Annotated in this window: 20 protein-coding genes; 10 read left to right on the forward strand and 10 right to left on the reverse strand. The window is 56.7% G+C overall.

All coding sequences use genetic code 11. From position 1 onward, the window contains the following. Positions 1–631: 631 nt before the first annotated feature. From J8I87_RS07345 to J8I87_RS07365, 5 genes are all read left to right on the forward strand, one after another. Positions 632–1,852, forward strand: coding sequence for a ParA family protein (locus J8I87_RS07345; RefSeq protein ID WP_209930778.1), 1,221 nt, complete (start codon positions 632–634; stop codon positions 1,850–1,852). Continuing rightward, positions 1,849–2,820: a ParB/RepB/Spo0J family partition protein gene (locus tag J8I87_RS07350; protein ID WP_209930779.1), complete on the forward strand. Its 972-nt coding sequence runs from the start codon at positions 1,849–1,851 to the stop codon at positions 2,818–2,820. The genes J8I87_RS07345 and J8I87_RS07350 overlap by 4 nt, the downstream gene beginning before the upstream one ends. 2,216 nt (positions 2,821–5,036) lie before the next feature. Beyond that, the gene (locus J8I87_RS07355) at positions 5,037–6,500 is read left to right on the forward strand and encodes a mechanosensitive ion channel family protein (protein ID WP_209930780.1); all 1,464 of its coding nucleotides are present in this window, start codon (positions 5,037–5,039) and stop codon (positions 6,498–6,500) included. Between the two features lie 157 nt (positions 6,501–6,657). Further along, positions 6,658–8,397 (forward strand): FAD-dependent oxidoreductase, encoded by a 1,740-nt coding sequence (locus tag J8I87_RS07360; RefSeq protein ID WP_209930831.1) that lies wholly within the window; start codon positions 6,658–6,660, stop codon positions 8,395–8,397. A gap of 67 nt (positions 8,398–8,464) precedes the next feature. Then, entirely contained in the window at positions 8,465–8,776 is a 312-nt protein-coding gene (locus J8I87_RS07365) for a putative quinol monooxygenase (protein ID WP_209930781.1), read from the forward strand. Between the two features lie 72 nt (positions 8,777–8,848). Here the strand turns inward: J8I87_RS07365 and J8I87_RS07370 are convergent, their stop codons facing one another. From J8I87_RS07370 to fdnG, 3 genes are read right to left on the reverse strand one after another with little or no spacing between them, the layout of a single operon-like run. After that, a complete protein-coding gene (locus tag J8I87_RS07370) occupies positions 8,849–9,499 on the reverse strand; it encodes a formate dehydrogenase subunit gamma (protein ID WP_209930782.1) in 651 nt (216 codons plus the stop codon). Then, positions 9,486–10,409, reverse strand: coding sequence for a formate dehydrogenase subunit beta (fdxH, locus tag J8I87_RS07375; protein WP_209930783.1), 924 nt, complete (start codon positions 10,407–10,409; stop codon positions 9,486–9,488). The genes J8I87_RS07370 and fdxH overlap by 14 nt, the downstream gene beginning before the upstream one ends. A 9-nt stretch (positions 10,410–10,418) precedes the next feature. Continuing rightward, a complete protein-coding gene (gene fdnG / locus J8I87_RS07380; protein WP_209930784.1) occupies positions 10,419–13,481 on the reverse strand; it encodes a formate dehydrogenase-N subunit alpha in 3,063 nt (1,020 codons plus the stop codon). A gap of 920 nt (positions 13,482–14,401) precedes the next feature. On the opposite strand from fdnG, the gene J8I87_RS07385 reads away from it, so the two are divergent. Continuing rightward, entirely contained in the window at positions 14,402–15,178 is a 777-nt protein-coding gene (locus J8I87_RS07385; protein WP_209930785.1) for a helix-turn-helix domain-containing protein, read from the forward strand. A 145-nt stretch (positions 15,179–15,323) separates the two neighbouring features. Here the strand turns inward: J8I87_RS07385 and J8I87_RS07390 are convergent, their stop codons facing one another. From J8I87_RS07390 to J8I87_RS07405, 4 genes are all read right to left on the reverse strand, one after another. Next, on the reverse strand, positions 15,324–15,470 hold the full coding sequence (locus J8I87_RS07390) for a hypothetical protein (protein WP_209930786.1): 147 nt from the start codon (positions 15,468–15,470) through the stop codon (positions 15,324–15,326). 12 nt (positions 15,471–15,482) lie between these two features. After that, positions 15,483–16,481 (reverse strand): cytochrome d ubiquinol oxidase subunit II, encoded by a 999-nt coding sequence (gene cydB, locus J8I87_RS07395; RefSeq protein ID WP_209930787.1) that lies wholly within the window; start codon positions 16,479–16,481, stop codon positions 15,483–15,485. Positions 16,482–16,521: 40 nt separating this feature from the next. After that, complete coding sequence (locus J8I87_RS07400) at positions 16,522–17,916, reverse strand: cytochrome ubiquinol oxidase subunit I (protein ID WP_209930788.1); 1,395 nt, start codon at positions 17,914–17,916, stop codon at positions 16,522–16,524. Between the two features lie 373 nt (positions 17,917–18,289). Then, positions 18,290–18,661, reverse strand: a complete 372-nt coding sequence (locus J8I87_RS07405; RefSeq protein WP_209930789.1) for a response regulator transcription factor — start codon at positions 18,659–18,661, stop codon at positions 18,290–18,292. Positions 18,662–18,975: 314 nt separating this feature from the next. Here J8I87_RS07405 and J8I87_RS07410 point away from each other — a divergent pair, with 314 nt between their 5' ends. From J8I87_RS07410 to J8I87_RS07420, 3 genes are all read left to right on the forward strand, one after another. Then, a complete protein-coding gene (locus J8I87_RS07410; RefSeq protein WP_209930790.1) occupies positions 18,976–19,647 on the forward strand; it encodes a response regulator transcription factor in 672 nt (223 codons plus the stop codon). Between the two features lie 319 nt (positions 19,648–19,966). Continuing rightward, a complete protein-coding gene (locus J8I87_RS07415) occupies positions 19,967–20,458 on the forward strand; it encodes a DUF3331 domain-containing protein (protein WP_245253750.1) in 492 nt (163 codons plus the stop codon). Between the two features lie 210 nt (positions 20,459–20,668). Further along, entirely contained in the window at positions 20,669–21,361 is a 693-nt protein-coding gene (locus tag J8I87_RS07420) for a response regulator transcription factor (RefSeq protein ID WP_313064143.1), read from the forward strand. Here J8I87_RS07420 and J8I87_RS07425 read toward each other — a convergent pair. Further along, the gene (locus J8I87_RS07425; RefSeq protein ID WP_209930792.1) at positions 21,358–22,770 is read right to left on the reverse strand and encodes an ATP-binding protein; all 1,413 of its coding nucleotides are present in this window, start codon (positions 22,768–22,770) and stop codon (positions 21,358–21,360) included. The genes J8I87_RS07420 and J8I87_RS07425 overlap by 4 nt on opposite strands. 310 nt (positions 22,771–23,080) lie before the next feature. Here J8I87_RS07425 and J8I87_RS07430 point away from each other — a divergent pair, with 310 nt between their 5' ends. Beyond that, positions 23,081–24,034: a LysR family transcriptional regulator gene (locus J8I87_RS07430; RefSeq protein WP_209930833.1), complete on the forward strand. Its 954-nt coding sequence runs from the start codon at positions 23,081–23,083 to the stop codon at positions 24,032–24,034. Here the strand turns inward: J8I87_RS07430 and J8I87_RS44510 are convergent, their stop codons facing one another. After that, positions 24,035–24,313 (reverse strand): hypothetical protein, encoded by a 279-nt coding sequence (locus J8I87_RS44510; protein ID WP_245253752.1) that lies wholly within the window; start codon positions 24,311–24,313, stop codon positions 24,035–24,037. It lies immediately after the preceding gene. Positions 24,314–24,388: 75 nt separating this feature from the next. After that, positions 24,389–24,745 carry a BON domain-containing protein gene (locus J8I87_RS07435; protein WP_245253753.1) on the reverse strand — a complete coding sequence of 119 codons (357 nt, stop codon included), beginning with the start codon at positions 24,743–24,745 and terminating at the stop codon, positions 24,389–24,391. Between the last annotated feature and the right edge of the window lie 125 nt (positions 24,746–24,870).

The following is a 24,870-nucleotide window of genomic DNA, read 5'->3' on the forward strand; positions in this document are numbered from 1 at the left end:
GTCGCCACTATCTCTCACCTTTGGCGGACAACCGATCTCACCTTTTGGTCATCAAGTCTCACCTTTGGATGCTAATGCATTGATTTTAAAGAATGATGCGTTGCCCTGTTTGTTTGTTAGTACGTTGTTTTTGTTTTATTTGAAAACTTACAAACCGTCTTCAGGCAAAGGAGGCGGTGAACTAAGGTGAGAGATGTTGTCAGCGTGGCGATGAGACAGGTGAATTTTTTCGCAAGTCGTCGGCTAAAAGGTGGAGGGCCGGTGGAATCGAGAATTCAATGCGCCGACGGTGGGAGGGTTTTGTTATGTGATCTGCGCCGTGCACCTATTGAGCGACAACATCTCTCACCATTCGCCTTGCACTTAACTGAAAAACAGAGGGATCGTACGGGGAAATCTGCGCTGGAATGACGGGCTGAAAGCGTACTTTCAGCAAAAGGTGAGAGATTTTGGTGGTCCAGATTTCGCGGGCTGCCCAAGCATGATGAGTTGTTCATCTGCTGGAAGGTACGGATGTGGCGAAATATCAATGACTTGCATCAGAAAGCGCAGAAAACACCTTCGCTGAGACCAGTTTTTGCCATTTTCCTGTATTCTACGTTTAGCCTAATTTTTCAGGAAAAACTTCTAAATGGCGAATGTCAGTCAACCCATGCCAATCGATCTAACGGTCACGTTATCGCAGATCAGCGATTTCGCTGACGTTGTGACCGATTACGCAACGGAACTCCGTGATCAGATCCTTGCACCGCGCCCTCGCAAGACGCCACCGATGTTGACCACGGGCGAGATTGCCGAGCTATGCGGACTTACACGTCAACAAGTCCATTATCTCGTGTCAAAAAGCGATGGCGTACTGCCAGAGGGGCAATCAACCGGAACGGGACGTAGCCGCAGTCGCATGTTCACGCTTGCAGAGGCGCGGATCTGGGTGCAGCGGGTGTCGGACATTTTTCAGACTCCCCTTGTCGATGGCCCGAGCGATGAGTTTAGCGGGAAGATTATTATCACTTCCCAACTGAAGGGAGGTTCGGCTAAAACCACGACGACGATGTGTCTTGCACAGGGCTTGAGTCTACGCGGGCGAAAGGTGCTCGTTGTTGATCTCGATCCCCAGGCATCCTTGTCGGAGCTGTGCGGGTTGTATGCCGAGAAGGAAGTTTTCCCTGAGGACTCCGTTCTCCCCTACGTCTATGACCAGAAAGTCGACGGCGGACTTCTATCCAAGGTTCAAACAACCTATTGGGACGGACTGGATATCATTCCCGCGCACACTGAACTGGTGGGCGCTGAATACCATCTGCCCGCGATGCAAATGAAGGTGCCGGGGTTCAAGTTCTGGACCGTGTTACGCGATGGGTTGGAGCCGCTGCGTCGACACTACGATTACATCATCCTCGACACTTCGCCTTCGCTTTCCTACCTCAACCTCAATGCGTTGATGGCCGCGGACGCGATGATCATGCCGATGGTCCCAGAGAATCTGGATTTCTTCAGTTCGCTGTCGTTTTGGCGACTGTTTTCAGACGTCGCGAAATCGTTTATCCGGTTTGAGGCGGACAAGAAATATGATTTCGTGTCTGTCCTGCTTACTCGGGTCAACTACGGACCGACCGCGGCTACGCCAGTGGTACGAACCTGGGCGCATGGCGCGTATCGTCACTGGCTTTCGCAGTATGAAGTTCCGGCGAGTTCGGTCATGAGCTCTGGTGCGCTCGCATTCACGACGGTCTTCGACATCAGCAGCACGCACAGCCAGGCAAAGTCCCTCGCCAGAGTCAGGCAGCCACTGATGGATTACTGCCGATGGGTCGATGATCAGTTCGTCAAACAATGGAGGCCAGCAAAGTGAGCAATCTTCGAGAACAACTTCTTGCCAAGACGGCTGGTATCAAGGCGACGGACGAACGCCGCCCGGACGCGAGCCGCCGGGCGGGCCGCACGGAAACGGCTCCGGGGATGGCGGGCGCTCTCGCCGCTGCTCAACTTCGCGTTCGAGAACTGGAATCTTCGGGGACACCGTCGCAGCTTGCAGTTGCGGAGATCGTTCCCAATCCCTGGCAGCCGAGGCGCGTGTTTAACGAGGCGAAACTGTCTGAACTCGCGGCATCGATCCGCGAGGTTGGTCTCATGCAGCCGATTGTTGTTCGGCGCTCCGACACTGGCTATCAGATTGTTGCTGGTGAGCGCAGATGGCGTGCGCACAAGATGGTCGGTATCGACACCATCAGGACCGTCGTGATCGAATGTTCCGATCACGACATGGCAATTCTCGCGCTGGTCGAAAACGTCAGCCGTGACGACCTGTCCGACTACGAGATCTCGGTCTCAATACGTCAAACTGAAAAGGACTTCCCGAATCGAACCCGGCTCGCCGAGGCGCTCGGCATGTCGCGGCAGGGTCTTTACCGGTTTCTTTCGTTTGAAGGTTTGCCTGATTTCATCAAGCATGATCTCGATCTGCAGCCTACTTTGCTTGGCAGTCACGCAGCCAATGACGTGGGTGCAGTATTGAAGAAACATGGACAGGCAGCCGTCGATGCCGCGAAAGAGCTCTGGCCACAAGTGGTCAGCGGTAGCCTTCAACAAGGGAAGTTTGGTGCGGCAATCGCCAGTCTGGTTAACTCCCGATCTGGTGTAACAAACGGCGGTCGAAGTATCGACAAATTTTTTTCGGGTAAAGCTCAAGCTGGCAACATCACGAAGGATGCGAGCAATTTCACTGTCCGGATCAAGGTGGACATGCTAACCGAAGAACAGGAGCGCAAGATTCGGCAAATGATTGGAAATTTGTTTTCCGCTCAGCCGCACTCCAACTGAGCGCTTCTTCCGCTGCCTGTCTGGTCAAGCCCGCAAGACGCGGGCTTTTTTATTTGCGCGAGAGCGAAGCTGAGCTCACTCTGGATCGCAGCATCGCTTTACTGCGGGGGTGTCACCATTGGTGACACTTCGGTGAGGCTGGGCTTATCGCGTATGTGCATTGGGTTTGGCGGAATTAACTTGCCTGTTTGTTTTAGACGGCGGGGCCATGGACCGGCATCTGCGTGGCCAGCGCCACCAGAGGCACTCAAGGCGACGGATCGCGGTCCGAGTGTCACCATTGGTGACACTCCGCGTCGATAGAGGCATTCGGGCGAATTTGAGCCGAGAATGGCTGCGCGTCTATAGACGCGGTTTCCTTGCCATCTCTGACCGCACCAGCGCGTCGCGCCGACGAGCACGCTTCCATCTCCAATCTATTTTGCCACGGCGACTACAATCCGCGTTGCGTTTCGTGATGCAATTGCGAAGGGGTATCGTGTGAGCGCTCAGGCTCCGACCCTCCATCCAGATCGGCGATCGCCGCTGCTAATCGGGTATTGCCCACCCGTCCAAGCCACAAAGCATGGTTGTGACTAGACGGATGCGAGTCGAGATCAGATGCGACACGAGCAAAGGACAGATAGGCGCGATCAAGGAAATTGCGTCCTTGGGCCCTGGCCGCACGCGCAAATCGGTACGGTGGACGCACAGATCAAGTGGCGTCACAAGCGACATCTTGAGAGGAAGATTCGCGGTCTTCGCGTAGTCGGGAGCATATTCAATGACGGGCGTCTACGGAATCCAAAGAGGAGATCGCCTACCGAACCTAGCCGCGCGTCGAGAGCGTCTCCCTTGCTCTTTCGGGACGAGGGCCGCCGTCCGGTAACGAGCGATTCATGGATGGGACATCTCATCTCATACAGCGACCACTGCCGATCAAGATGGATAGGCGTGCCCATACCCGAACGGATCGTCGACCCGCATCACCGTCGATTACCAAGTGTGCAACGAGGTCTTCGTCTGCACGCGCGCAGAGTGCTCGTCATCGCGCCGTTGTCCGTATTGGTACGCGGAGCCAGCCCACAGCAGCAAACCCAATCGAACGGCTCTTGAACCACCTGTTGGCCAATTCGAGGACAAGCGGCGCTCAGTACGACGGATCTGCTATGCGCCGTCGATCAGCCACAACTGGGCGCCCGATTCGCCAGCCTTCGAAACCGCCCCTGGCCTGCCGCAAACTCTGACGTTTGTGATGAGCGGGTGACCGCGCACACGCACAGGCGTCGTGCGATTGTGCTGGTGCTCAAATGAGCCTGTCGACGCCGTCCGAGCACCAAGCCGTCGGGCTGATCTGATCAATGTGCCGGAGACGTAATGTGTTGCGATGCAACCCTCACGGGCATTCACTGCGATCTCGCGGTCCAATCGCAGCTATCCGTGCGTTCGGCCGCATGGCCGGGTCAACCATGTGCGCGTAACCCATAAGCTACGTCTCAGCTCCGCGTGGTCATTTGGGTCAGGTCACAGTCCTATGTGCCGATCACCGCGGTCCTTCCTCGACATCGCGCTCAAAACGCCGTGCCTTGCAAATCGCTCCGACCGTCCTGCGAACACAAATCGCGATGGAATCCGCCGTCGTGAAACATTGAACAACGAACTGCGAATGGATTAAGTATTTGTTTCTAAAGAGTTTTATGACAATTTCAGATAATGTTCCACGACAACACGAGCGGAACCGGACAAAGCGGTCCGTCAACAGGAGATGCGGGCGGGGATCATACAGCGGCACAGCTGCATCGTGTAGTGAACGTTACGTATTTTGTATTCACAATAAAGGTGATTACGGAGGGTTCGTTGCTGACGGACTGACCGAATTGGGTCGCCAAAATGCGGATCGCTCGATTCATCCTGCACGACCATTGGCACTCAAGCACGACAACAAGCGGACGGCTGCGGCATGCGAGAATTGCCCGGCGTGCCCACTGCGTTGCGAAGATTGTAACTAGCCCGTAAGAACAAAAATAAACAACCAATCCAAATCAATCAATCCGGTCATGCGACGGACGAGCGACCAGGCAGCCGCACGCCCCTCTCGCGAATTCACCCGATTTACCAACACGCACGGACAAACACGCAGCCGCCTCAAATCGATCACGATACTCATCGGATACTGACCGCCGTATCAGGCAGCCGCTGTGCGCTCACTGGTTCGTCCGCCTGGATTCGGAGCTCGCGTGAACAATCCCTTCTTTTTTGGCTTCCTGCTAGTCGCGCTCGACGTCCTCGTGTGGTGTTGCGTAATCCCTCGCAACGAAATAGCGAGGTTGACCGCGCGACTATGTATCTATGCCGCCTTCAGTGCGCTTCTCTTCGCATCGAACCTGAGTCCGTTCTCGCAGGCTCCCTATGCCGATTCGTGGGTGCTGCACATGCTGGGCCAGCTGCTCGAGATCATATGGTGGCTAACAGGCGCGCGTTTGCTCAGCAAAATTCTGGATACGTTGCTGCTTCCCAAGGTGTGGCGTCGTCAGCGGCTATTCGAGGACGTGTTCGGCGCGCTGGCATTTCTCGCCGCGATCGTCGCGTCGCTCGGTTTCGTACTCGAACTGCCCATACGCGGACTCGTTGCCACTTCTGGCGCGCTTGCCCTTGTGCTCGGTCTGGCAATCCAAAGCACGCTCAGCGATGTGTTCGCAGGCATTGTCATCAACACTACCGAGCCATACGAAGTGGGCAACTGGGTGAGCATCGATGGTGTCGAAGGCAAGGTCATGGAAATGAACTGGCGCGCGACGCATCTGCTGACCTCGCAAGGTGCCGTCGTGATTGTGCCGAACGCCGTCGCCGCGAAGACGAAGATCATCAACAGCAGCCGGCCGACCGCGCTTCACGGAGTGAGCGTCATCCTCGAGGTTACGCCCGAAGCACGTCCGAAAGTCGTCTTGGGGGCCCTCGATGATGCGCTGAAAAGCGTGCGCGCCGTGCTCACCGATCCAGCACCGTATGCGCAAGTGAAGACAGTCGGCACAGAATCGTTCCAATACGAAGCAACTGCCTACGTCGACGACATGAACAAAAAGCGCGTGGTTTCGAACGAACTATACGATCTGTGTCATCGGCACCTCGCGGCGGCGGGCGTCGAACTCAGGTCGCTCGGTATCCCCTATACGAGAAGCGTGCCACCGGGACGGGAAGACGAACGCATCAGGCTGTTGCAGCGCGTCGATATGTTCGCGGTGCTGACATCGGACGAGCTCGCGCAGCTTGCCCCACGCCTTTCACGTCGTGATTGCGAAGCGGGTGAAGTGCTGATCACACCGGAATCGGTGCCGGACAGTCTCACCATCATCGATTCCGGTGTGCTTTGCGCCGTTGCCAAAGAGGGGAGTGTGCAAGTCGAGGTGGCGCGGCTAGGTCCAGGTGAGGCAGTAGGGGAGGGCGGTCTGCTCGCCGGACTACCCGCTCGCGTGAAAATTACGACGCTCACAAAGTCGGTTCTCTATTCGCTAAAGAAAGACGACGTGGCACCGATCCTGAAGAAGAATCCGGACGTCGCGAAGGCGATGTGTCAGTTGCTGTCGCGGCGTCAACGCATGCTGGACAAAATCGGCGCGCCAACGCCTGCAACGCAATCCGAGGACTCATTCTTTCAATGGCTACTCGATGGCGTGCGCCGGCTTCACGATTTGACCTTCTAGCCGTTTCGCGGAGATGAAGAAGCGCACACGCGTTCGAAGCCTTGCGCATCTTCTTCCGGATTCGCATGGCATTGCGAGTACACACTGATCTGGGCGTGTCTAACGGGATTTCAGTAGTGTAAGTTGACTTATCGAAGCCGGCTCTGGAGACATGTCCATGGATAGCGATCGTAGCTCGCAGAATGAAGCGTCAAGCGGTCCAAATCTGAGTTTCGTCAATGCGATCGAATCGGATGTTGCCGTCTCTGTGATCACGAACCGGAAGGATCAGATGTTCCCGTTTCTTCCGGAGCGGGAAGTCGACAGGACGCGCGCATTCGGCAAAGAAGTGCAATGGATGGCGGGAGACGTCATGTTCTCCATGGGGCACCCTAGCCCCGGTCTTGTGGTGATGTTGAAGGGACTCGTCAAGGTGATTCGACGTGATGCCGTCGGCAGAGTGCATCGTGTCTTCGAGTATCGACCGGGCCAGTTTCTTGGCGAGATCGCGCAACTGTTCGGTCATCCCTGTCTTGGAGACGGCGTCGTCGTCGAAGACACGACAGCAATCGTGATCGAATCGATCGATCTGCGCAGGCTGCTTGTGATGGAGGCAGAACTCGGCGAAAAGATCATGCGTGCATTGATATTGCGCCGCGTGGGATTGATCGAGCGGGGTAGCGGCCCTGTACTGATCGGGCATTCGACAGACGCGCGACTGATCGCCTTGCAGGATTTGCTGAGACGAAACTCCTATCCGTATTCGCTGATCGATGGGCACGACGACCCCGAAACCGTTGCGGTGCTTCAACGCATTTCGGCGACACCCCGCGACTTCCCGATTGTGATCTGTCCGGATGGGACGGTGTTGCGCGCTCCCGATGAGAATCGCGTCGCGACAGCGCTTGGCTGGTTGCCCGAGTTCGATCCAACGCATGTGTACGATACGGTCATTGTCGGAGCAGGTCCAGCGGGGCTCGCTGCCGCAGTCTATGCGGCGTCGGAAGGTCTATCAGTAGCAATCTTCGACAGTTGGGGACCGGGCGGGCAAGCGGGAACGAGTGCACGCATCGAGAACTATTTGGGATTTCCTGCAGGCATTTCCGGGCAGGCGCTGACGGGGCGAGCCTTTGTGCAGGTCCAGAAATTTGGCGTGCACATTTCGATTCCTACGCGCATCAATATACTCAGATGCGAGTGCACGCCGCTCGAAGTCGAACTCGAAAATGGAAAGCGTGTCGCAACGCACACCGTAGTTATCGCGTCGGGTGCCGCGTATGTGAAGCCGGCCATTGAAGGACTCCAACGGCTAACGGGCCGCGGCGTATTCTTCGGCACCTCGCCGGTGGAGGCGAAGTTGTGCAGAGGGCTGGAAATCGTCGTCGTCGGCGGTGGAAACTCTGCGGGGCAGGGTGTCGTTTATCTCGCGTCTCATGCAGAGCGCGTGCACTTGCTCATCCGCGGACATAGCCTCGACGAGCACATGTCGCAGTACCTGATCGACCGGATCGCCCGGCTACCGAACGTCACGCTCTATACAGACACGCACGTCCTTTCCTTGTCGGACGATGCCGTCGGGTTATCCGGGATCAGGTGCAAAGGACCGAGTGGTCCTTTTTCATTTTCAGTCAGGCATCTTTTCCTTTTCACGGGCGCTGAACCCAACACCAGATGGTTGAAGGGTTGCGGCGTGCGCACCGATGCCAAAGGTTTTGTGCTGACAGGAGCAGAGGCGCGCGGTGGTTTTGACGCTGGCAAACACACCCTCGAAACTAGTGTGAACGGAGTCTTTGCGATTGGTGATGCGCGAGCGGACTCGATCAAACGTGTATCCGCAGCAGTAGGTGAAGGTGCGGCAGTCGTGGCGCAGATTCATGGCGTACTCGCTGAACGCCGCTCGTATGCTACAAATGGGTAAGCGCCAGGCTCGGGCATCCCGGTGCAGTCTGGCTGAACGTTCACGGCTTCCAAAAGGAGATAGACAAGTGACTTCAACAGTGAAGATCGTCGCCATATTGACCGCTAAAGAGGGACGCGAGAGCGAACTCGAAACATTGCTGCGTGGCATGGTGCCGCTGTCGCGCGCGGAGGCGGGCAACCTTCGCTACGATCTATGGCAGGACAGTGATAACCGTGGCCGTTTCGTGCTTGACGAGCTCTATAGAAACGATGACGCCATCGTCTCACATCGGGCCACGCCACATTTCCAGAACTACCTGTCCCGTATCAATGAGCTTGCAGAGCGCACGGCGGTCGTTGTGCATGGGGTGGATGTAGTGGATCAAGCCGGCACCTGATTTACCGCGATCGATTCACCGTATGTGATGCAACGGCCCGCGCGGTTCGGCAGGCCGTTGAGAAACACCACACTAGTGTGTGCTTCTTGATTTCAAAAGCGAGCGGAACCAGCGTGGATGATGCTTTCTTGCCCACCCCGGCGTGACATAGCCGTGAAGCATGGCGCCGAGCGTTCCCTGAATCCATATGCCGGCGTAGATGTGAACAAGAATCGCCGTAATCAGGACAAAGGCGGCGGCCGCATGCGCAAGGGCGCCAAGCCGAACCACATCGATCGGAAAATAGCCTGAGAAATAGCGTCGCCAGATGGCGACTCCGGAAAGCAATAGCACGATCATGCAGGGCAGTAGTGTCCAGAACAACATTTTCTGGCCGGCATTGTATCGCCCGACCTCCGGCACGTTTTCCTCGCGATTGTTGAGAATGTCGATGATATGCATGAGCCACCGAATGTCATTCATCTCGATCAGATTGTGATGCCAATAGCGCAGTGCAAGGCACGAAAACGAAGAGAACATCACGAGGCCAATGAACGGATGCAGGATGCGTAGCCATTGCCCGCCGCCGAACAGGTTAGATACCCAGAACATCGCGGGATGAAACAACGCCAATCCAGAGAGCGCCAACAAGACGAAGCTGATCGCGGTAATCCAGTGGATCGTGCGTTCGTTTGCGTTGTGGCGCTCGATCAGATTGTCGTGAGTCCACTTACCGTCGCTCATCGCTGTCCTCCTTATATGCTTCCATGTCGGCGCGGGCGGCCTCGTCATCAGCGGGGTGGACTTTGTTGGGACCTATCCTGATGTAATGGAAAAAGGTGGTAATCACCGTCAGGAAAAGGATGGCAAGCGCCATAGGTTTGGCGATTCCTTTCCATAGCACGACCATCGGGTCGATCCTTGGCTTGTCGGGCAACCCGTGATAGAGCGACGGCTGATCCGCATGATGCAGCACGTACATCACGTGCGTACCGCCTACTGCTTGCGGGTCGTACAGACCGGCGTGCTCGAATCCCCGGTCTTTGAGATCCCTGATGCGGTCGGAGGCTTGGGCCTTCATATCCTCCTTGGTGCCGAACATGATTGCGCCAGTCGGACATGTCTTCGCACACGCGGGCTCCTGGCCCACGGAAACGCGGTCGGAGCAAAGCGTGCACTTGTACACACGATGCTCCGTCTTCGAGACACGCGGGATGTTGAACGGGCAACCCGCGATGCAGTATCCGCAACCGATGCAGTTCTCTTCGTGAAAGTCCACAATTCCATTCGTGTATTGAACAATCGCGCCGGGAGACGGACAAGCTTTCAGACAGCCGGGGTCGGCGCAATGCATGCATCCGTCTTTACGGATGAGCCACTCGAGATCGCCCTTCGGATTGACGTATTCCGTAAAGCGAATCACCGTCCATGAATGCTCTGTCAGGTCGCGTGGGTTGTCATAGACGCCGATGTTGTCGCCGACTTCGTCTCTCAGATCGTTCCACTCCATGCACGCGGTCTGACACGCCTTGCAACCGATGCATTTGGACACGTCAATGAGCTTGGCGACCGTGCCTGTGACCGGGCTTCGATCCCCCGGCGGCAAAACGGTCGTGGCCGACAGACGTTTGATATCCAGCGATTGCAAAGCCATGGTTTGTCCTCAAACTTTTTCGACTTTCACGAGAAATGATTTGAATTCGGGAGTTTGCGTGTTCGCATCTCCTACCGATGGCGTCAGCGTATTGGCGAGATATCCAGGCTTCGCCACACCTTTGTATCCCCAGTGCAGGGGAACACCAACCGTCTCGACTTTCCTGCCGTCGATGATGAGCGGCTTCATCCGCTTCGTGACTACGGAATTGGCAATGATGTATCCGCGCTTCGACGATACTTTCACGCGGTCGCCGGCGACTACGCCGATTTGCTGAGCAAGTTCCTCACTGATTTCGACGAACTGCGCTGGTTGAATAATTGCATTTAGTCGCGCATGCTTCGTCCAGAAGTGGAAATGCTCGGTGAGACGATAAGTCGTCGCCGTGTGGGGAAACTCGCGGGCCGCGCCGAAATTGGCTCGATCAGATGGAAAAACTCTTGCGGCCGGATTGTTCGTCACATCCGGTCGATCCGGATGCAACGGATTGAATCCAAGTGGTGTTTCAAAGGGTTCATAGTGTTCGGGAAAGGGTCCCTCATTCATCTGTGCCCGGGCGAAGAAGCGCGCCACGCCTTCCGGGTTCATGATGAATGGGCCCATTCCGAGAGCAGGTGCCTCGTCTTCCTTGTAGTCTGGAATATCGGCGCCATCCCATTTCTTTCCATCCCATCGGATGATCTTTCGCGAGGGATCGAAGGGCTGTCCGTTGATATCGCATGAGGCGCGGTTGTACAGGATGCGGCGGTTTTCCGGCCATGCCCATGCCCATCCCAGACTCTGTCCAATACTGGTCGGATCGCTGTTGTCGCGGCGCGCCATCATGTTGCCTTCCTCTGTCCACGATCCGCAGAAGATCCAGCAACCGCTCGCGGTACTCCCGTCGTCCCGGAGCTGGGAGAAACCAGAGAGTTGTTGTCCCGCTTTCAGCACCGCCTTCCTGTTCGAATCGACGATGTCGCTCACTACCGAGCCGTTGTACTCTTTCGCCAGTTCTTCAGGCGTGGGGCTCGCGGGATCGACATACGGCCAGCTGAGCTTGAGTATCGGCTCGGGATACGCACCGCCTTGCGTGCGATACATCTCTCGCATCCTCGTAAAGATGTTCGACATGATCTCAACATCGCCGAGTGCTTCACCGGGCGGTTCAGCACCTTTCCAGTGCCATTGAAGCACTCGCGACGAACTGACGACCGAGCCGTTTTCTTCCGCAAAGCAGGTGGTCGGAAGCCGGAAGACCTCCGTTTCTATTTTCGACGAGTCGGCGTTGTTGAACTCGCCGTAGTTTTTCCAGAACTCTGACGTTTCCGTCGCCAGAGGATCCATGACCACGAGCCATTTGAGCTTGCTCAACCCTTCGAAGACTTTCGACTTGTTCGGCGCGGAAGCGATCATGTTGAAGCCCTGGCAGATGTAGCCCGTCATCTTGCCCTCTACCATCAGTTCAACGATCTGAATGATGTCATAGGTCTTGTCAGGCTTCGGGAGATAGTCGTAAGCCCAATTGTTCTCTTTGGTTGCCGCATCACCCCACCACGACTTCATCATGCTCACGAAGAAGGCGGGATAGTTCTGGTAGAAGCTCAGCTGGTTGGGGCGCAGCGGCTTGAGCGTGTGCTTACGGATATAGGCGTCATAGTCCTGATCGTCCTCAGTGGGGAGCACCATGTATCCCGGAAGCATTTCGCTCAAAAGCCCAAGGTCCGTTAGTCCCTGGATATTGGAGTGTCCGCGCAGCGCGTTGACACCGCCGCCCGCGATGCCGATGTTCCCCAGCAGCAACTGCACCATCGCGCCCGTGCGGATAATCTGGGCGCCGATCGAATGGTGCGTCCAACCAAGTGCATAGAGTAGTGTTCCTGCCCGATCGGGCGACGCGGTGCTGGCGAGAACCTCACAGACGTGCAAAAATTTTTCTCTGGGTGTACCGCAAATCTTCTCCACCATTTCGGGCGTGTACCTGGCGAAGTGAGTCTTCATCAGTTGGTAGACGCAGCGCGGATGAGAAAGCGTCGCGTCACTCTTGACGTAGCCATCTTCGCCGTACTGGTAGTCCCATGTACTTTTCTCGTAGGCGCGCTTTTCCGCGTCATAGCCCGAGTAAAGACCCTGTTTGAACTCGAAGTCACGCCGGACGATGAAACTGAAATCCGTGTAGTTGCGGACGTATTCGTGCTGGATCTTTCCTGTGGTCAGCAGGTAGTTGATGACGCCGCCCAGAAAAGCGATGTCCGTGCCGGTGCGGATCGGCGCATAGTAATCCGCGACCGACGCGGTACGCGTGTAGCGCGGATCGACCACGATCAGCCGCGCACCACGATGCGCTTTCGCCTCCAGGACCCATTTGAAGCCGCAAGGATGTGCCTCCGCCGCATTGCCGCCCATCACGAGAATCACATCCGCATTCCGGATATCGACCCAATGGTTTGTCATCGAACCGAGGCCAAACGTCGGGGCAAGACCTGCCACCGTCGGGCCGTGTCAGACACGTGCCTGATTATCGAATGCGAGCATTCCCAGACTGCGGGCCACTTTGTGCGTCAGATACCCGGCTTCGTTACTCGCGGCGGAAGCGGCGAGAAGACCCGTCGTCACCCACCGGTTGACTGTTTTTCCTTCCGGGGTCGTATGAACGAAGTTCGCATCCCGATCTGCTTTAAGCAGTTTCGCGATGCGATCGAACGCGTCATCCCATGAGATTGGCGTCCATTTGTCCGATCCGGGCGCACGGTATTCCGGGACGGTAAGACGCGATTCGCTGTGAATGATGTCGAGAAGGCTGGCGCCTTTCGGGCACAACGTGCCTCGATTGACGGGATGATCGGGGTCGCCCTCGATGTGAATGATGCTGCCTTTCGCGTTCTTCGCATTGTCGCCCAGCGCGTACATCAGGATGCCACACCCTACCGAGCAGTACGTGCAGGTGTTTCGTACCTCAGTTGTCCGGCTCAGCTTGTATTGACGAACTTCTGCTATCGCGGCGCCTGGAGAAAAGCCCAACAGTGCGACGCTCGAACTGGCGAGTGTCGCAGCCGAGATCTTCAGGAACTGCCGTCGTGTCAGGCTATCCATGAATGTTTCCTAAACCGATGTCACACGGCATTGTTGGGGACAGGACACTCCCGCATTCTCCTACATCGTCCCCGATGTCGGCTGACATGTATTCCGGGAACGCACGATCTTTCGAAAAACACAGTCGTTGCCCATCGGCGTGGATGAGTCGCTGCGTCATACCGGCATGTGTTGTCACTTCAACGTAGATTTTTTCTATCTGAACCGGTACGAGCTCTGCGTGAGAGCTGGGTGTTATAAGTTTTCTTAGCCCTTTACGCAATCAAGGAGTTTCGACATGGATCGGCGTGGCCTCTTTTCACCGACGTCGATTGGCGCAATACCCGTCGCGAATCGCATAGCGATGGCGCCGCTGACTCGATCGCGCGCCGGGATGGACGGCGTGCAGTCGGCACTTGCGGTCGAGTACTAGCGGCAACGCGCGTGAAGCCTCACATGCTTACGCCGGATTGAGCTCCCGACGCGATGTCCCTTCACCCATACTTTCGTTTAGGGTCTGGAGGGATACCCAGGGCCGTTCCATACCGCCGTAGACTATTCGCCTTCCTCGGGTGACGCTATCTTTTACACGTACCTCCCGCGCTTTGCCGGGCGAGCATTCGGGTTGCGTACGCGAACAGTTCTGCATCATTCGGCGCGGAGTGTCCTCGCGCTACTTCTGAGCGGAAACAGAGGGAAGATCCATGCACGAATCACTTGCTATCGGTTCATACACCGAGCCGACAAAGGTCGTTTCTTACCCGTCAGGAATTGACACACGCAGTCCATGCCTCGAGCCGGAAGGTAACGGGCGCAACGGCATGCTGGGCGCTGAACTGCAAATCGACCGTCAGACGCTGCACAGGGCGGACTCATTCGTCGCGTCGAGATGGACAAGCGAATCACCGCGAATCTGGAACGAGACCATCGACTCTGAACACATGCTTGTTGCCCTGTGTTTGCGGCAGTCGGTTGTCGCGGTCGTGTCCAATGGAAAGCCGTTCTACGACGGCGTGCTTGATCGCGGGGCAGCACTCGTCCTGCCGTCCGGCGTGGAGGTGAGCGGCACGTTTCACACGCCGGCTGATTTCCTGCATGTATACGTGCCTGCGCGTTGGATGACGGAGTGGCTCGACGACGCAGAGGCGCCGAATGTAACGTCGTCGTTCGCAGCAGCGCCGCTGCACGTCCGGGATTCCGTCGTTATCAAGCTCACAGGCACGCTCTTGCGCGCCGTGCACGGTCGTGCTTCGACGAGTTCGCTTTACGCAGACGGCATCACGCTGTCCATCCTCGCCAGGTTGCTGGAAAACATCGCCGCGCGCGCATCGATCAAGCCGGCCCGGCCTTCGTCCGTGTCGCCTCTCGAAGCATGGCGTGTCAAGATTGCGATCGACTTCATCGACCAGCGAATTGACGGAAGCTTGACCTTGGCGGAATTAGGCGGCGCAGTCGGACTCTCGCCGATGCATTTTGCCGCGCGGTTCAGAGCCGCGACGGGGACTTCTCCTCATACCTTCATCTTGCGCAGACGGGTCGAACACGCGAAGACGCTGCTTGCCACCACGAGATCGACCGTTGCCGATATCGCGTTCAGCGTTGGATTTCGTACCCAGGCTCATTTCACAACGGTGTTTCGACGTCACGTCGATGACACACCTCATCGGTGGCGGGCCAAACACGGCAGATCCGAGAGCGTAGCGGCGCGAGGCGTATGAAGTATTGTGATCGATCGGAAGCCGGCGGCGCGGTCCGCCGGCGATTCGCGTTTGAGTCTCATACCAGAGCGCAATATTTATCGCGCACTGCCGAACGTGGCGAAAAATCGATTAGATCTTTCAACAACGCCAGAGTGCGAGGACGTCAATGATGCATCGCTGCTGCAACGAGGAAGTGAAAAGGCATGGCGAGCAGCATGGTTCCAGCGAACCCGACTAGCCAAAGAATGACAAACCACATCATGCGTTTGCCGACCGTCGTGGACTCGGAGTCGGAAGTTGGATTGGACATGATTGATCCCCTTCAATGGTATTGGCTTCCCGCTTCCAGTTTTCCGCGGAAAACCCAATAGCCAGCAGTGGTGTACACCACGATGATCGGGATGATGATCACCGCACCGACAAGGGCAAAAAGCTGGCTCGTCCGAGGCGACGCAGCGTCCCAGAGGGTGACGCTGTTGGGTATGGCATAAGGCCATATGCTGATCAGAAGGCCGATGTAGCCAAGCAAAATGAGAACCAGGCACAACACAAACGGCGCAAGATCCGAGCCGCGTTTTACCGCGATGTACATCAGCGCAGTTGTGATTGCGACGAGGAAGGGCACGGGATACAACCTGTAGCGAAACGATGATTCGAACCAGCGCGCTGCAATCTGCGCATCAGTCAGCGGTGTCCAGATACTGACGGCTACGATAAACCCGAGCAAGGCGATCGTCAGCGGCCATACCAGCGCACGGAGGCGATCCTGAAACTCGCCATCTGTCTTGAGCACCAGATAAGTCGCCCCTTGCAGCGCATAGGTGACCATCAAACCCATACCCGTAAAAAAGCTGAACGGTGTCACCCAAAAGAACGGATCGCCGGAAAAGACTCCGTTCCTCACGGGAATGCCGTGGAGATAGGCGCCCAGAATCACACCTTGAAAAAACGCAGCGCCTGCGGAACCGCAAATGAACGCAAGGCTCCACATGTTCTTCGTGCGACTGGCCTTGCCGCGGACTTCGAACGATACGCCACGAAAGATCAGGCATACCAGCATGAACGTAACCGGCAGATAAAGTCCGGATAGAGCGACCGAATAGACCATCGGAAAAGCCGCGAACAACGCTGCCCCTCCCAACACCAGCCAGGTTTCATTGCCGTCCCAGACGGGCGCGATGCTATGCATCATCATGTCTCTCTCGCTGTCGACCGGGAAGAACGGAAAGATCATTCCGATGCCCAAGTCGAACCCGTCAAGAGCAATGTACATAAAGAGGCCGAGTGCGATGATGGCGGCCCAAACTACGGTGACGTCCATGCGATGCTCCGGGTGCGTGAAGGATATGGATTGCGGGGAACTATTCCGTTGCGGCGGCGAGAGGACGCCGCCCGGTCGCTTGTGCAGGATCGACGGGTTCTGGCGCTGGCGTGTCATGCTCCGCATGCCCCGGTCCGGCGTGAATGAGCTTCATGATGTAGTAGATGCCCGTGCCGAACACGAGAAAGTAGACCATCACGAAGACAAGCAGGGACACGCCGGCGCTTTGTGCTGTCACGGGCGAGACGGCATCTTTCGTTCGCAGCACACCGTAGACGACCCAGGGTTGGCGGCCGGCCTCGGTGGTGATCCAGCCTGCAATCAGCGAGACGATGCCCGCCGGTCCCATCAGCACCGTGAGCCATTGGTAAGGACGGAACTCGAAAAGCATGCTGCCTTTGCGCAGGATGACGCCGACGATCGCAGTCAATATCATCAACACGCCAAGACCCGCCATGATGCGAAACGTCCAGAAAATGAGCGATGAGTTCGGACGATCTTCTTTGGGAAATTCCTTCAGTCCACGAATTTCGCCATCCCAGCTGTGCGTAAGAATCAGACTGCCGAGATGCGGTATCTTGATTGCGTAGCGGGTTTCTTCGGCCTGCATGTCGGGAAAGCCAATGAGGTTCAGCGCAGTGCCGCCTTTCTCGGTCTCCCACAGCCCTTCGATAGCGGCGATCTTTGCCGGTTGGTAATGACGCGTGTTCAGCCCGTGCTGATCGCCGACGAACGCCTGGATGGGGGCAAGAAACAGCAGCAACCACAGCGCCATCGAGTACATCGTTTTCACTTCGGGATCGCGGCGTCCGTGCAGCAGATGCCAGCCTCCCGTTGCTGCGACGATAAGCGCGGCGACGATAAAGGCGGCCATCGTCATATGCGCCAGCCGATACGGAAAAGATGGGTTGAAAACCACGGCGAACCAGTCGGCAGGCACGACGTGTCCGTGCTCGACGGAAAAGCCTTGCGGCGTTTGCATCCAGCTATTCGAGGACAATATCCAGAAGGTCGAAATCAGCGTGCCGATCGCGACCAGTACCGTGGCGGCGAAATGGGCCTTCGGTCCCACTTTTTGCCAGCCGAAGAGCATGATTCCAAGAAACCCTGCCTCCAGGAAAAAGGCGGTCATCACCTCATAGGTCAGAAGCGGACCGGTGATCGGTCCTGCGAAGCTGGAGAAACCGGACCAGTTGGTCCCGAACTCATAGGCCATGACAACGCCGGACACCACGCCCATTCCGAAACCAACGGCGAAGATCCTGGACCAGTAAATGCACAGTTCCTTGTAGTGCGGTTTGCCCGTTTTCAGGTAGCAGCCTTCGAGCACTGCCAGAAAGCTGGCCAGCCCTATGCTGAGTGCCGGAAACATGATGTGGAAGGAGACTGTGAAGGCGAACTGAAGCCGTGAAAGATCGAGCGCATTGGCATCCATCGAAATCACCTTTAACCACGCGCGCCTGTGTTCCGGGACGTAACACGCTCTTTTCCAGAGGTACGTGCGTGCGTCGCAAGAAAGTACGGCGTCGCTCAAAGATTTGTGCCGCCAGTTTCAGAGATCGACTTTCCGCTTTGGAGACGTCGGGGTCGAAGGTTCCTCGAGAGGGAAAGGTGTAAGGTCTGCCCGGAATGCGAGTGCTCTCGATGGCAACACACTAGCGCGACAAACCGGTGCGGGAAAATAGTACTGCGGTATGGGCGCGCCTTAAGGTGGCATCGGAACCCTATACCGTCGTATAGATTTGGACGTGAGCAGCGTCGTGCCATCTCGGGCGACGGGCCCTGCAGTGTTACATTCGTGCACGCAGCTATGGCTTACCCACCGCTTGCTGAATCCTGGCGAGTATCACGTTCGAATCGAGAGGCTTTTCCAGGTATGCAATCGCACCGTTGGCAAGCGCCACGGCCTCGTCCTGCACATTCGGATATCCCGTGATGAAAATCGTTGGAGGCGCGATTCCTCCGGAAGCCAGTTGCGCGTGCATTTCAATGCCCGACATCCCCGGCATGGTGACATCCGAGATCAGCAATCGCGTATTCCGGGCGGCGCCAGAGCGAAGGAACGCATCGGCGCAATCGAAAGAGGCGACATCCCACCCTATGGAGCGAATGAGATTCTCGATCGCCTCTCGAACCGATTCGTCATCTTCTACTATCGAAACAATAGCGGTAGGCGTCACGGAAGCCCCTCGGACGGGTTTCACAGGTGGACTGCACGGCGACCCTGTTGGTGTGGACGGTTATTTTTCTAGAATAATAGGCCCCCTTCGGTGCGGTAACCATACATTGGTATAAAAATACGCATGGTTTATGTAAGACCTTGCAGGCAAGGTGTAATCAATATCGGTGCCAAGCGATCGCCCGTGTATTGACAGAGCAGCGACAGTCAACGAAACCGGCCCTTACGACGTGAAGCGTTGCATTTGGAGCCGTCCGGCGCAACACCCGCATCGAGCGGATAATTGGACGACAAATGTTGTGAGAGGGGATGCAAATGACGACCACCGGCAAATCGACTTCGGGTGATGGCGACGGTTCGCTGACGCCGTCGATCGTCTACATCATCGACGACGATGAAGACGTGAGGGAGTCGCTAGGCAGTCTGTTGCGCTCGGTGGGGCATCGCGTCGAAGCCTTCAGCTCCCCAGTCGAATTCATCGCGTTTCGTCGAGAGAATATTCCAAGTTGCCTGATCCTCGATGTGCGGCTGCGCAGTGAAAGCGGACTCGCTTTCCAGCAGTCGATCGCAAATCTCGCGCCCCATATTCCGATTCTTTTCATCACAGGTTTTCCAGACGTCGAGATGTCGGTCAAGGCGATGAAGGCGGGGGCGATGGATTTCTTCTCCAAGCCTTTCCGCGAGCAGGATATGCTCGACGCTGTCACCCAGGCGCTGCGTCGCGATGCCGAACGTCTGGCATTCGAGTCTTCCATTGCCGAATTGCGCGGCCGGTACGAATCGTTGACGCCCAAAGAGCGCGACGTCCTCGAGTATGTGCTTGCCGGGCTGCTCAACAAGCAGATCGCGGATGAAATGCACCTCAGTGAAATCACGATCAAGCTGCATCGCGGCCAGGTGATGCGCAAGATGGGTGCGCGATCAGTGGTTGAACTGGTTCGCCACGCGCAGGTGCTGGGTGTGAATCCCCGGGCGCGCCGCACCTGACTTCCGTGCCTGTCACGAAGCACTCCGTCAAGGCTCACTAACCAAAAGTATAAGGTCCAGCCATTTTCCTCACGAGGCGCAACCCTTTGTAGGTCTGGCATCGCTCGCGATGCGGCGATATCTTGAATGGGCCGCGTTCGCTTCATGCAGTGCGCCCGCAAGGCCCGCCCGAAGCCGAAATCGCGTTTGATCCGCACCACGACCGCGACGGATCATCTCCGCGACAGCGCGCGGCCCCGTTTGAAGGGGAGGCTGTGTCAGCGGCTCACGCTTCGTGATTCCGCCGACATCGGAATGCAAGTGTCGAATGGAGGCGCAGATGCTGCTAGACGCAAACCTCGTCGATCCGTGGACCCGGACAATCAATCTTCTGTCTTTGCCTTCGGATCCACCGTGCACGATTGAAGAGCCCATTGACCAGCCTCCACGGCGCAGGGCGCCCACCGAGAGCAACGCCGCGACATGGGAACCAAGCGTGAGCGTCATCGATCGACCAAGTGCATTGACCGTCGTGCTCGATTGGCGTGATCCGACAAAGTGCTGCTATCGCGAGCAGCTATGGGTAGCCGCGCGTGCGCGTGTGTCGGGCCGCTGCGCAATGACAGGCGCCGCGATCGAACCGGGAGACGACATCTTCCGTCCACGCCCGGCGCGTCCCGCGCCGCGCAACGTGACGGCAATGGTGCTCGCGTCGGCGGTGGAAGCGCGCGCCGCTTCGCTGCCACCGTTGCTCGAGCAGCGCTGCGGGCCGTGTTCCGCCGAAGATGTGCGCCGATATGCAGAAGAGCCGGCGCTAGACGCCGCCGGGTGAAACGCTGTCGTCGGTTGATTAAGTGGAGAGGCACAGACGCGATTCTTCGCACATTAGTCTGCCGCATTAAACATGCGCTCAGCGTGTATGTAAATGAGGGTGCCTTCGGGAATTTTTATCTGTCTCCAGACGCATTATTCGGAAAATAAAGTGGTCCTGCTGCGCGGCGGTGAGTAGTATTAGATTGGGATCGTTTCACGGGACAAGACAGTGAACGGCAATCTGGCGGGTCAGCGTGCAACCGAAAATCCAACCGTGTTCATCGTCGACGACGACGAAGACGTGCGCGACGCGCTGCAGCAATTGTTGAGATCGGTTGGCACCAAGGCTAGCGTCTTCTCCAACGGAGAAGCGTTGATCGAGGCGCTGAAAGACGGAGCTCTGAATGACGCACCCGCGTGTATCGTGCTCGACGTTCGTCTCAAAGGCCAAAGTGGTCTGATGGTGCAGCAGGAGCTTGCACGACGCGGCGTGTCTCATCCAGTGATTTTCCTGACTGGGTACGGCGACATCGTCATGACCGTCAAGGCAATGAAGGCGGGCGCGGTGGATTTCCTCACGAAACCATTGCGTGATCAGGATCTACTCGACGCGATCGCGGAAGCGATCAGCCTGGACCGCTTGAGGCTGGCCGATGCGTCGGCCTTGCAAGACCTGCAGGACCGCTGGATCGAGCTGACACCGCGGCAAAAACAGGTGATGCATCGTATCGCGCGCGGCATGCTGAATAAACAGATAGCCAGTGAACTCGGCGTCAGCGAAATCACTGTGAAGATATACCGCGGGGAAGGCATGAAGCGCCTCGGAGTGAAGACGCTCGGAGAGTTCATCCAGAAAGCAAAACTGCTGGGACTCGCCGTTGCGCCATCCGAGTCCGCATCGTGGGAAGGCGCTGATCGCTAAGGCTCGGGCGGCGAGTGAGACACGGTGTCGCTATCATAGTCGTCGCCAACGCGATCCAGCATGAACGAAAACCGGCTTCCGTGAGGCTCGGCGTTGTCGTGCCATAGTTCACCGCCGTGTGCTTCGATGATTCTCTTGCACACGGATAGGCCAATTCCCATACCAAGCGTTTTCGTGGTCACGAAAGGGAGAAACAGCTTCTCTCTGCGCTCCTGAGAAATGCCGAGCCCTGAGTCGGCGACAGAAATGACGATCGCTTGTCCGCGTCCGGCTTCCGATGAAATCGTGACCACCCGCGCGCGGTCGGTGACGTGAGACATTGCATCGAGCGCGTTGGCCAGAAGATGCTGGACGACCTGTTGAATCTGCAGGCGATCACCCAGCACGGATCGTATGTTATCCATGCCGGTGAGCGTGACTTCTGCGCGATGATCGTCGATGCGCTTGCGTGATAGCAGCACCACTTCGCGTATCGCAGCGTGGATATCAAATCTCTGGAACGATCGATCAGGCTGCCGGATCAGCGCGCGAAGTTCGTCAATCGATTTTTTCGCTCTTGCCGTGCAGCTTCGAACCTTGTCAAGGCTGACCTTGACCTCATCGAGGTTGGGCACATCGCGCTGGAGCCAACGGAGCCCGGCGCCTGTCGAGGCGTCGATAGCGCTGAGCGGTTGGCTCAGTTCGTGAATGATCGACGCGAGAAGTTCGCCCATGTTCGTTTCGCAAAATGCCTCGAACAGTTCGTCGCGTGCATGATGCAATTGATTTTCTGTGTAACCCAAAGGGTGCTTCTGAGCGTCGTGTGCCGGCTTCACGATTGCATGTGCGAGAGAAGTACCGATTTGCGACGCCATGCGTTCTATCAGGGCACGCGTATCGGCGGAAAAGGCGGCATTAGATTCGTTGCTTTGCAGGTAGAGAACAGCGATGAGATCGTGCTCGCAATATAGCGGAAGGCCGAATCCGGTATGCGGAAGGCAATCTTGAGCAATGTTGCCGCTGTTCAGTTGATTGCATTGAGCTCTCGCATCGACCATTGATGTCATCCCGGTGCGCAGTACTGAATGTCCGATAAAAAGGCTGAGTGGTTCCGGTTTGATCGATGAGCCGAATTCGACGACGATGTCGTGCTCCTGTTTCGCTCGTGCCCGCACACACAAGCCGCTCTCTGCACGGAACATCAATTGACACACGGTGGCACCCGTGCTGACAAGGACCATGCGCATGATCGTTTCCATCACGCGTTTGAGTGCGATATCATCGGACTGGTCAGCCTGAACCGTAGCGGGCGCTTCTGTGTTTGCTTCACGGTAACTCGACATGTCGCCGCCCTCCCGATCCAGAAAAATCAGCACCTTTGCATGCGCCGCCTGCTTTCTGCTTCCGCTCGTTCGCTTGCCATATTGCAAATCATTTGCCGAGTATAGATCGCTTGAGTCGACCGTTAGTTCTAGTGTGTTGGTGAGTCCACGTTAAGAATGAAGACACTTGAATACCGTGACGCAGAGGCTATACACGGCATTACCGCTTCCGCCGCTGATAAAGACGTCTGGAACATACACATATCCGTGCGCATTGAAAAAATCACGTTTCATATCAGATCGATTTTCATCAACAACAATGGCAATCTCTCTCATGTGGATCGTTTGATCGATGACGAGAAAGCGAAATGCACGTACCTGTCAATTCAGACGGAGTTACCCATCCAAAGAGGTGCGTATGGACAAGCTTCGGAACATGCGAGTTTTTGCACGGGTGGTCGAAATGGGCAGCTTCACGAATGTGGCCAGACAGCTGAACAGCACTACCGGTAACGTATCGAGAGCGGTCACGGAACTCGAACAGGATCTCTCTACGCGGCTCATACAGCGAACAACAAGGCGTCTCGCGGTGACGGAATCCGGTCAACGCTACTACACGAGATGCAAGAAAATCCTCGAAGAAGTCGACTACGCCGATGCGGAAGCGCGCGAAGCGATAAGCGAGCCGCGTGGCGTGTTGAGGGTGCACTCGATTCCCGGTCTCGGTCAAAAACACGTGACAACGGCGATCATCGCGTATCGAAAGGAGCATCCGTCCGTTTGCGTGGAGCTGACCCTCACTCAGGACATGCCGGATCTGGTCAGCGACGCGATCGACGTGTCGATTTTCTCTGCGATTACGCTGCCCGACTCGGCGAATGTCGCGCAGATCATTGGTTCGAGCCGTTCAGTTCTCGTTGCATCGGCGGACTACATCGCCAGAAGCGGCGCGCCTGAAACGCTCGATGATCTCTCTCGGCACACCTGTGTGCGCATCAATACGCCGCCCTATCCATCGGACGACTGGATTCTGTGCAGCGCTTCCGAAGAGTTCGTTTTCACGCCATCGGATTCGTATTTCTCAGTCAATGATCATGAAGCGATGTCTGTTGCTTTACGGGCAGGCGCAGGTATCGGCTTGTTGTCCGTGTACTCGGTTATGGAGGACTTGCGCCTCGGGAGTCTGGTGCGCGTCCTGCCGGAACTTTCCACGCATCCACGCTTTGTCTACGCGATATACCCGTCACGACAATACCTTGAAGCGAAGATCAGAACGTTTGTCGAATTCATCAAACAGAGCGTTGGGCATAGCCTATCCGAGGAAGAAGACGCCATCGGCGCATGGTCGAACGATAAAAGCGCGAAAGAATAATCAGTGATGCCGGAAAGTCCAGGCTTGGCTCGACTGCTTTGCGCTTTCGCCCATATCTGAGCTTGACGCAGCAACGCCACCGACATCGCCCGCGTAACTGCTTCGTTCGTTCATACGCTCAACCGCGAGCGTCTGCGAGTTCTGGCCGCTCTGCGATGCCGGTGCGCCGACATAGGGCCGATAGAATGGCGCTGGCCCATATCCGCTCCCGAACGCAGAAGGGGCGACGGAAGTCGCCGTTGCAGCGATGATGAGTCCCGCAAACAATGCTCGTTTCATGATCGACTCCGGAAATGCTATCTGGGACCATGGAATCGCGGTCCCACTCACGACAATCCCATCAATCTCGATGCTTCAATTGCCGGGTTCGGAAACGTGTAGGTCGTTTGTCACGCCCGTCACGCCCGCGACCTTGCTGGCAGCCGATCCCGCTGTCTGTATTTGCGAAGCATCCGGTACCTCACCCAGCAATGTGACTTCGCCGCCGCGAGCCAGAATCATGACGCCGGAAGAGTCGAGATGCTTGGTCGCGGTCAACGCATGTCGTACCTTTATTTCCAGTTGGTGATTCTGCTTTCTGATCGCTTTTTTAGTCGGTGGAGCAGTGGCGGCACTCGCTGCTGCAGTGTCGGTCTGTGCATAAGCGGGCGCCACGCCAGCCATAACCGCCGTAACGACCACGACGATGATCGAGTTCTTGATGGAAGACATAGCGATTCTCCCTCGTGTCGGGTTGAAATCTGCAAATCGGCACAGCGCGTGCATGAGCCCGCCGTATTGTCCGTCGAATGCATTGTCCAGGACGCGAGATTGCGACGTCTTTTCTGAACACACGT

Source organism: Paraburkholderia sp. LEh10, from assembly GCF_017814945.1.
Lineage (GTDB): Bacteria > Pseudomonadota > Gammaproteobacteria > Burkholderiales > Burkholderiaceae > Paraburkholderia.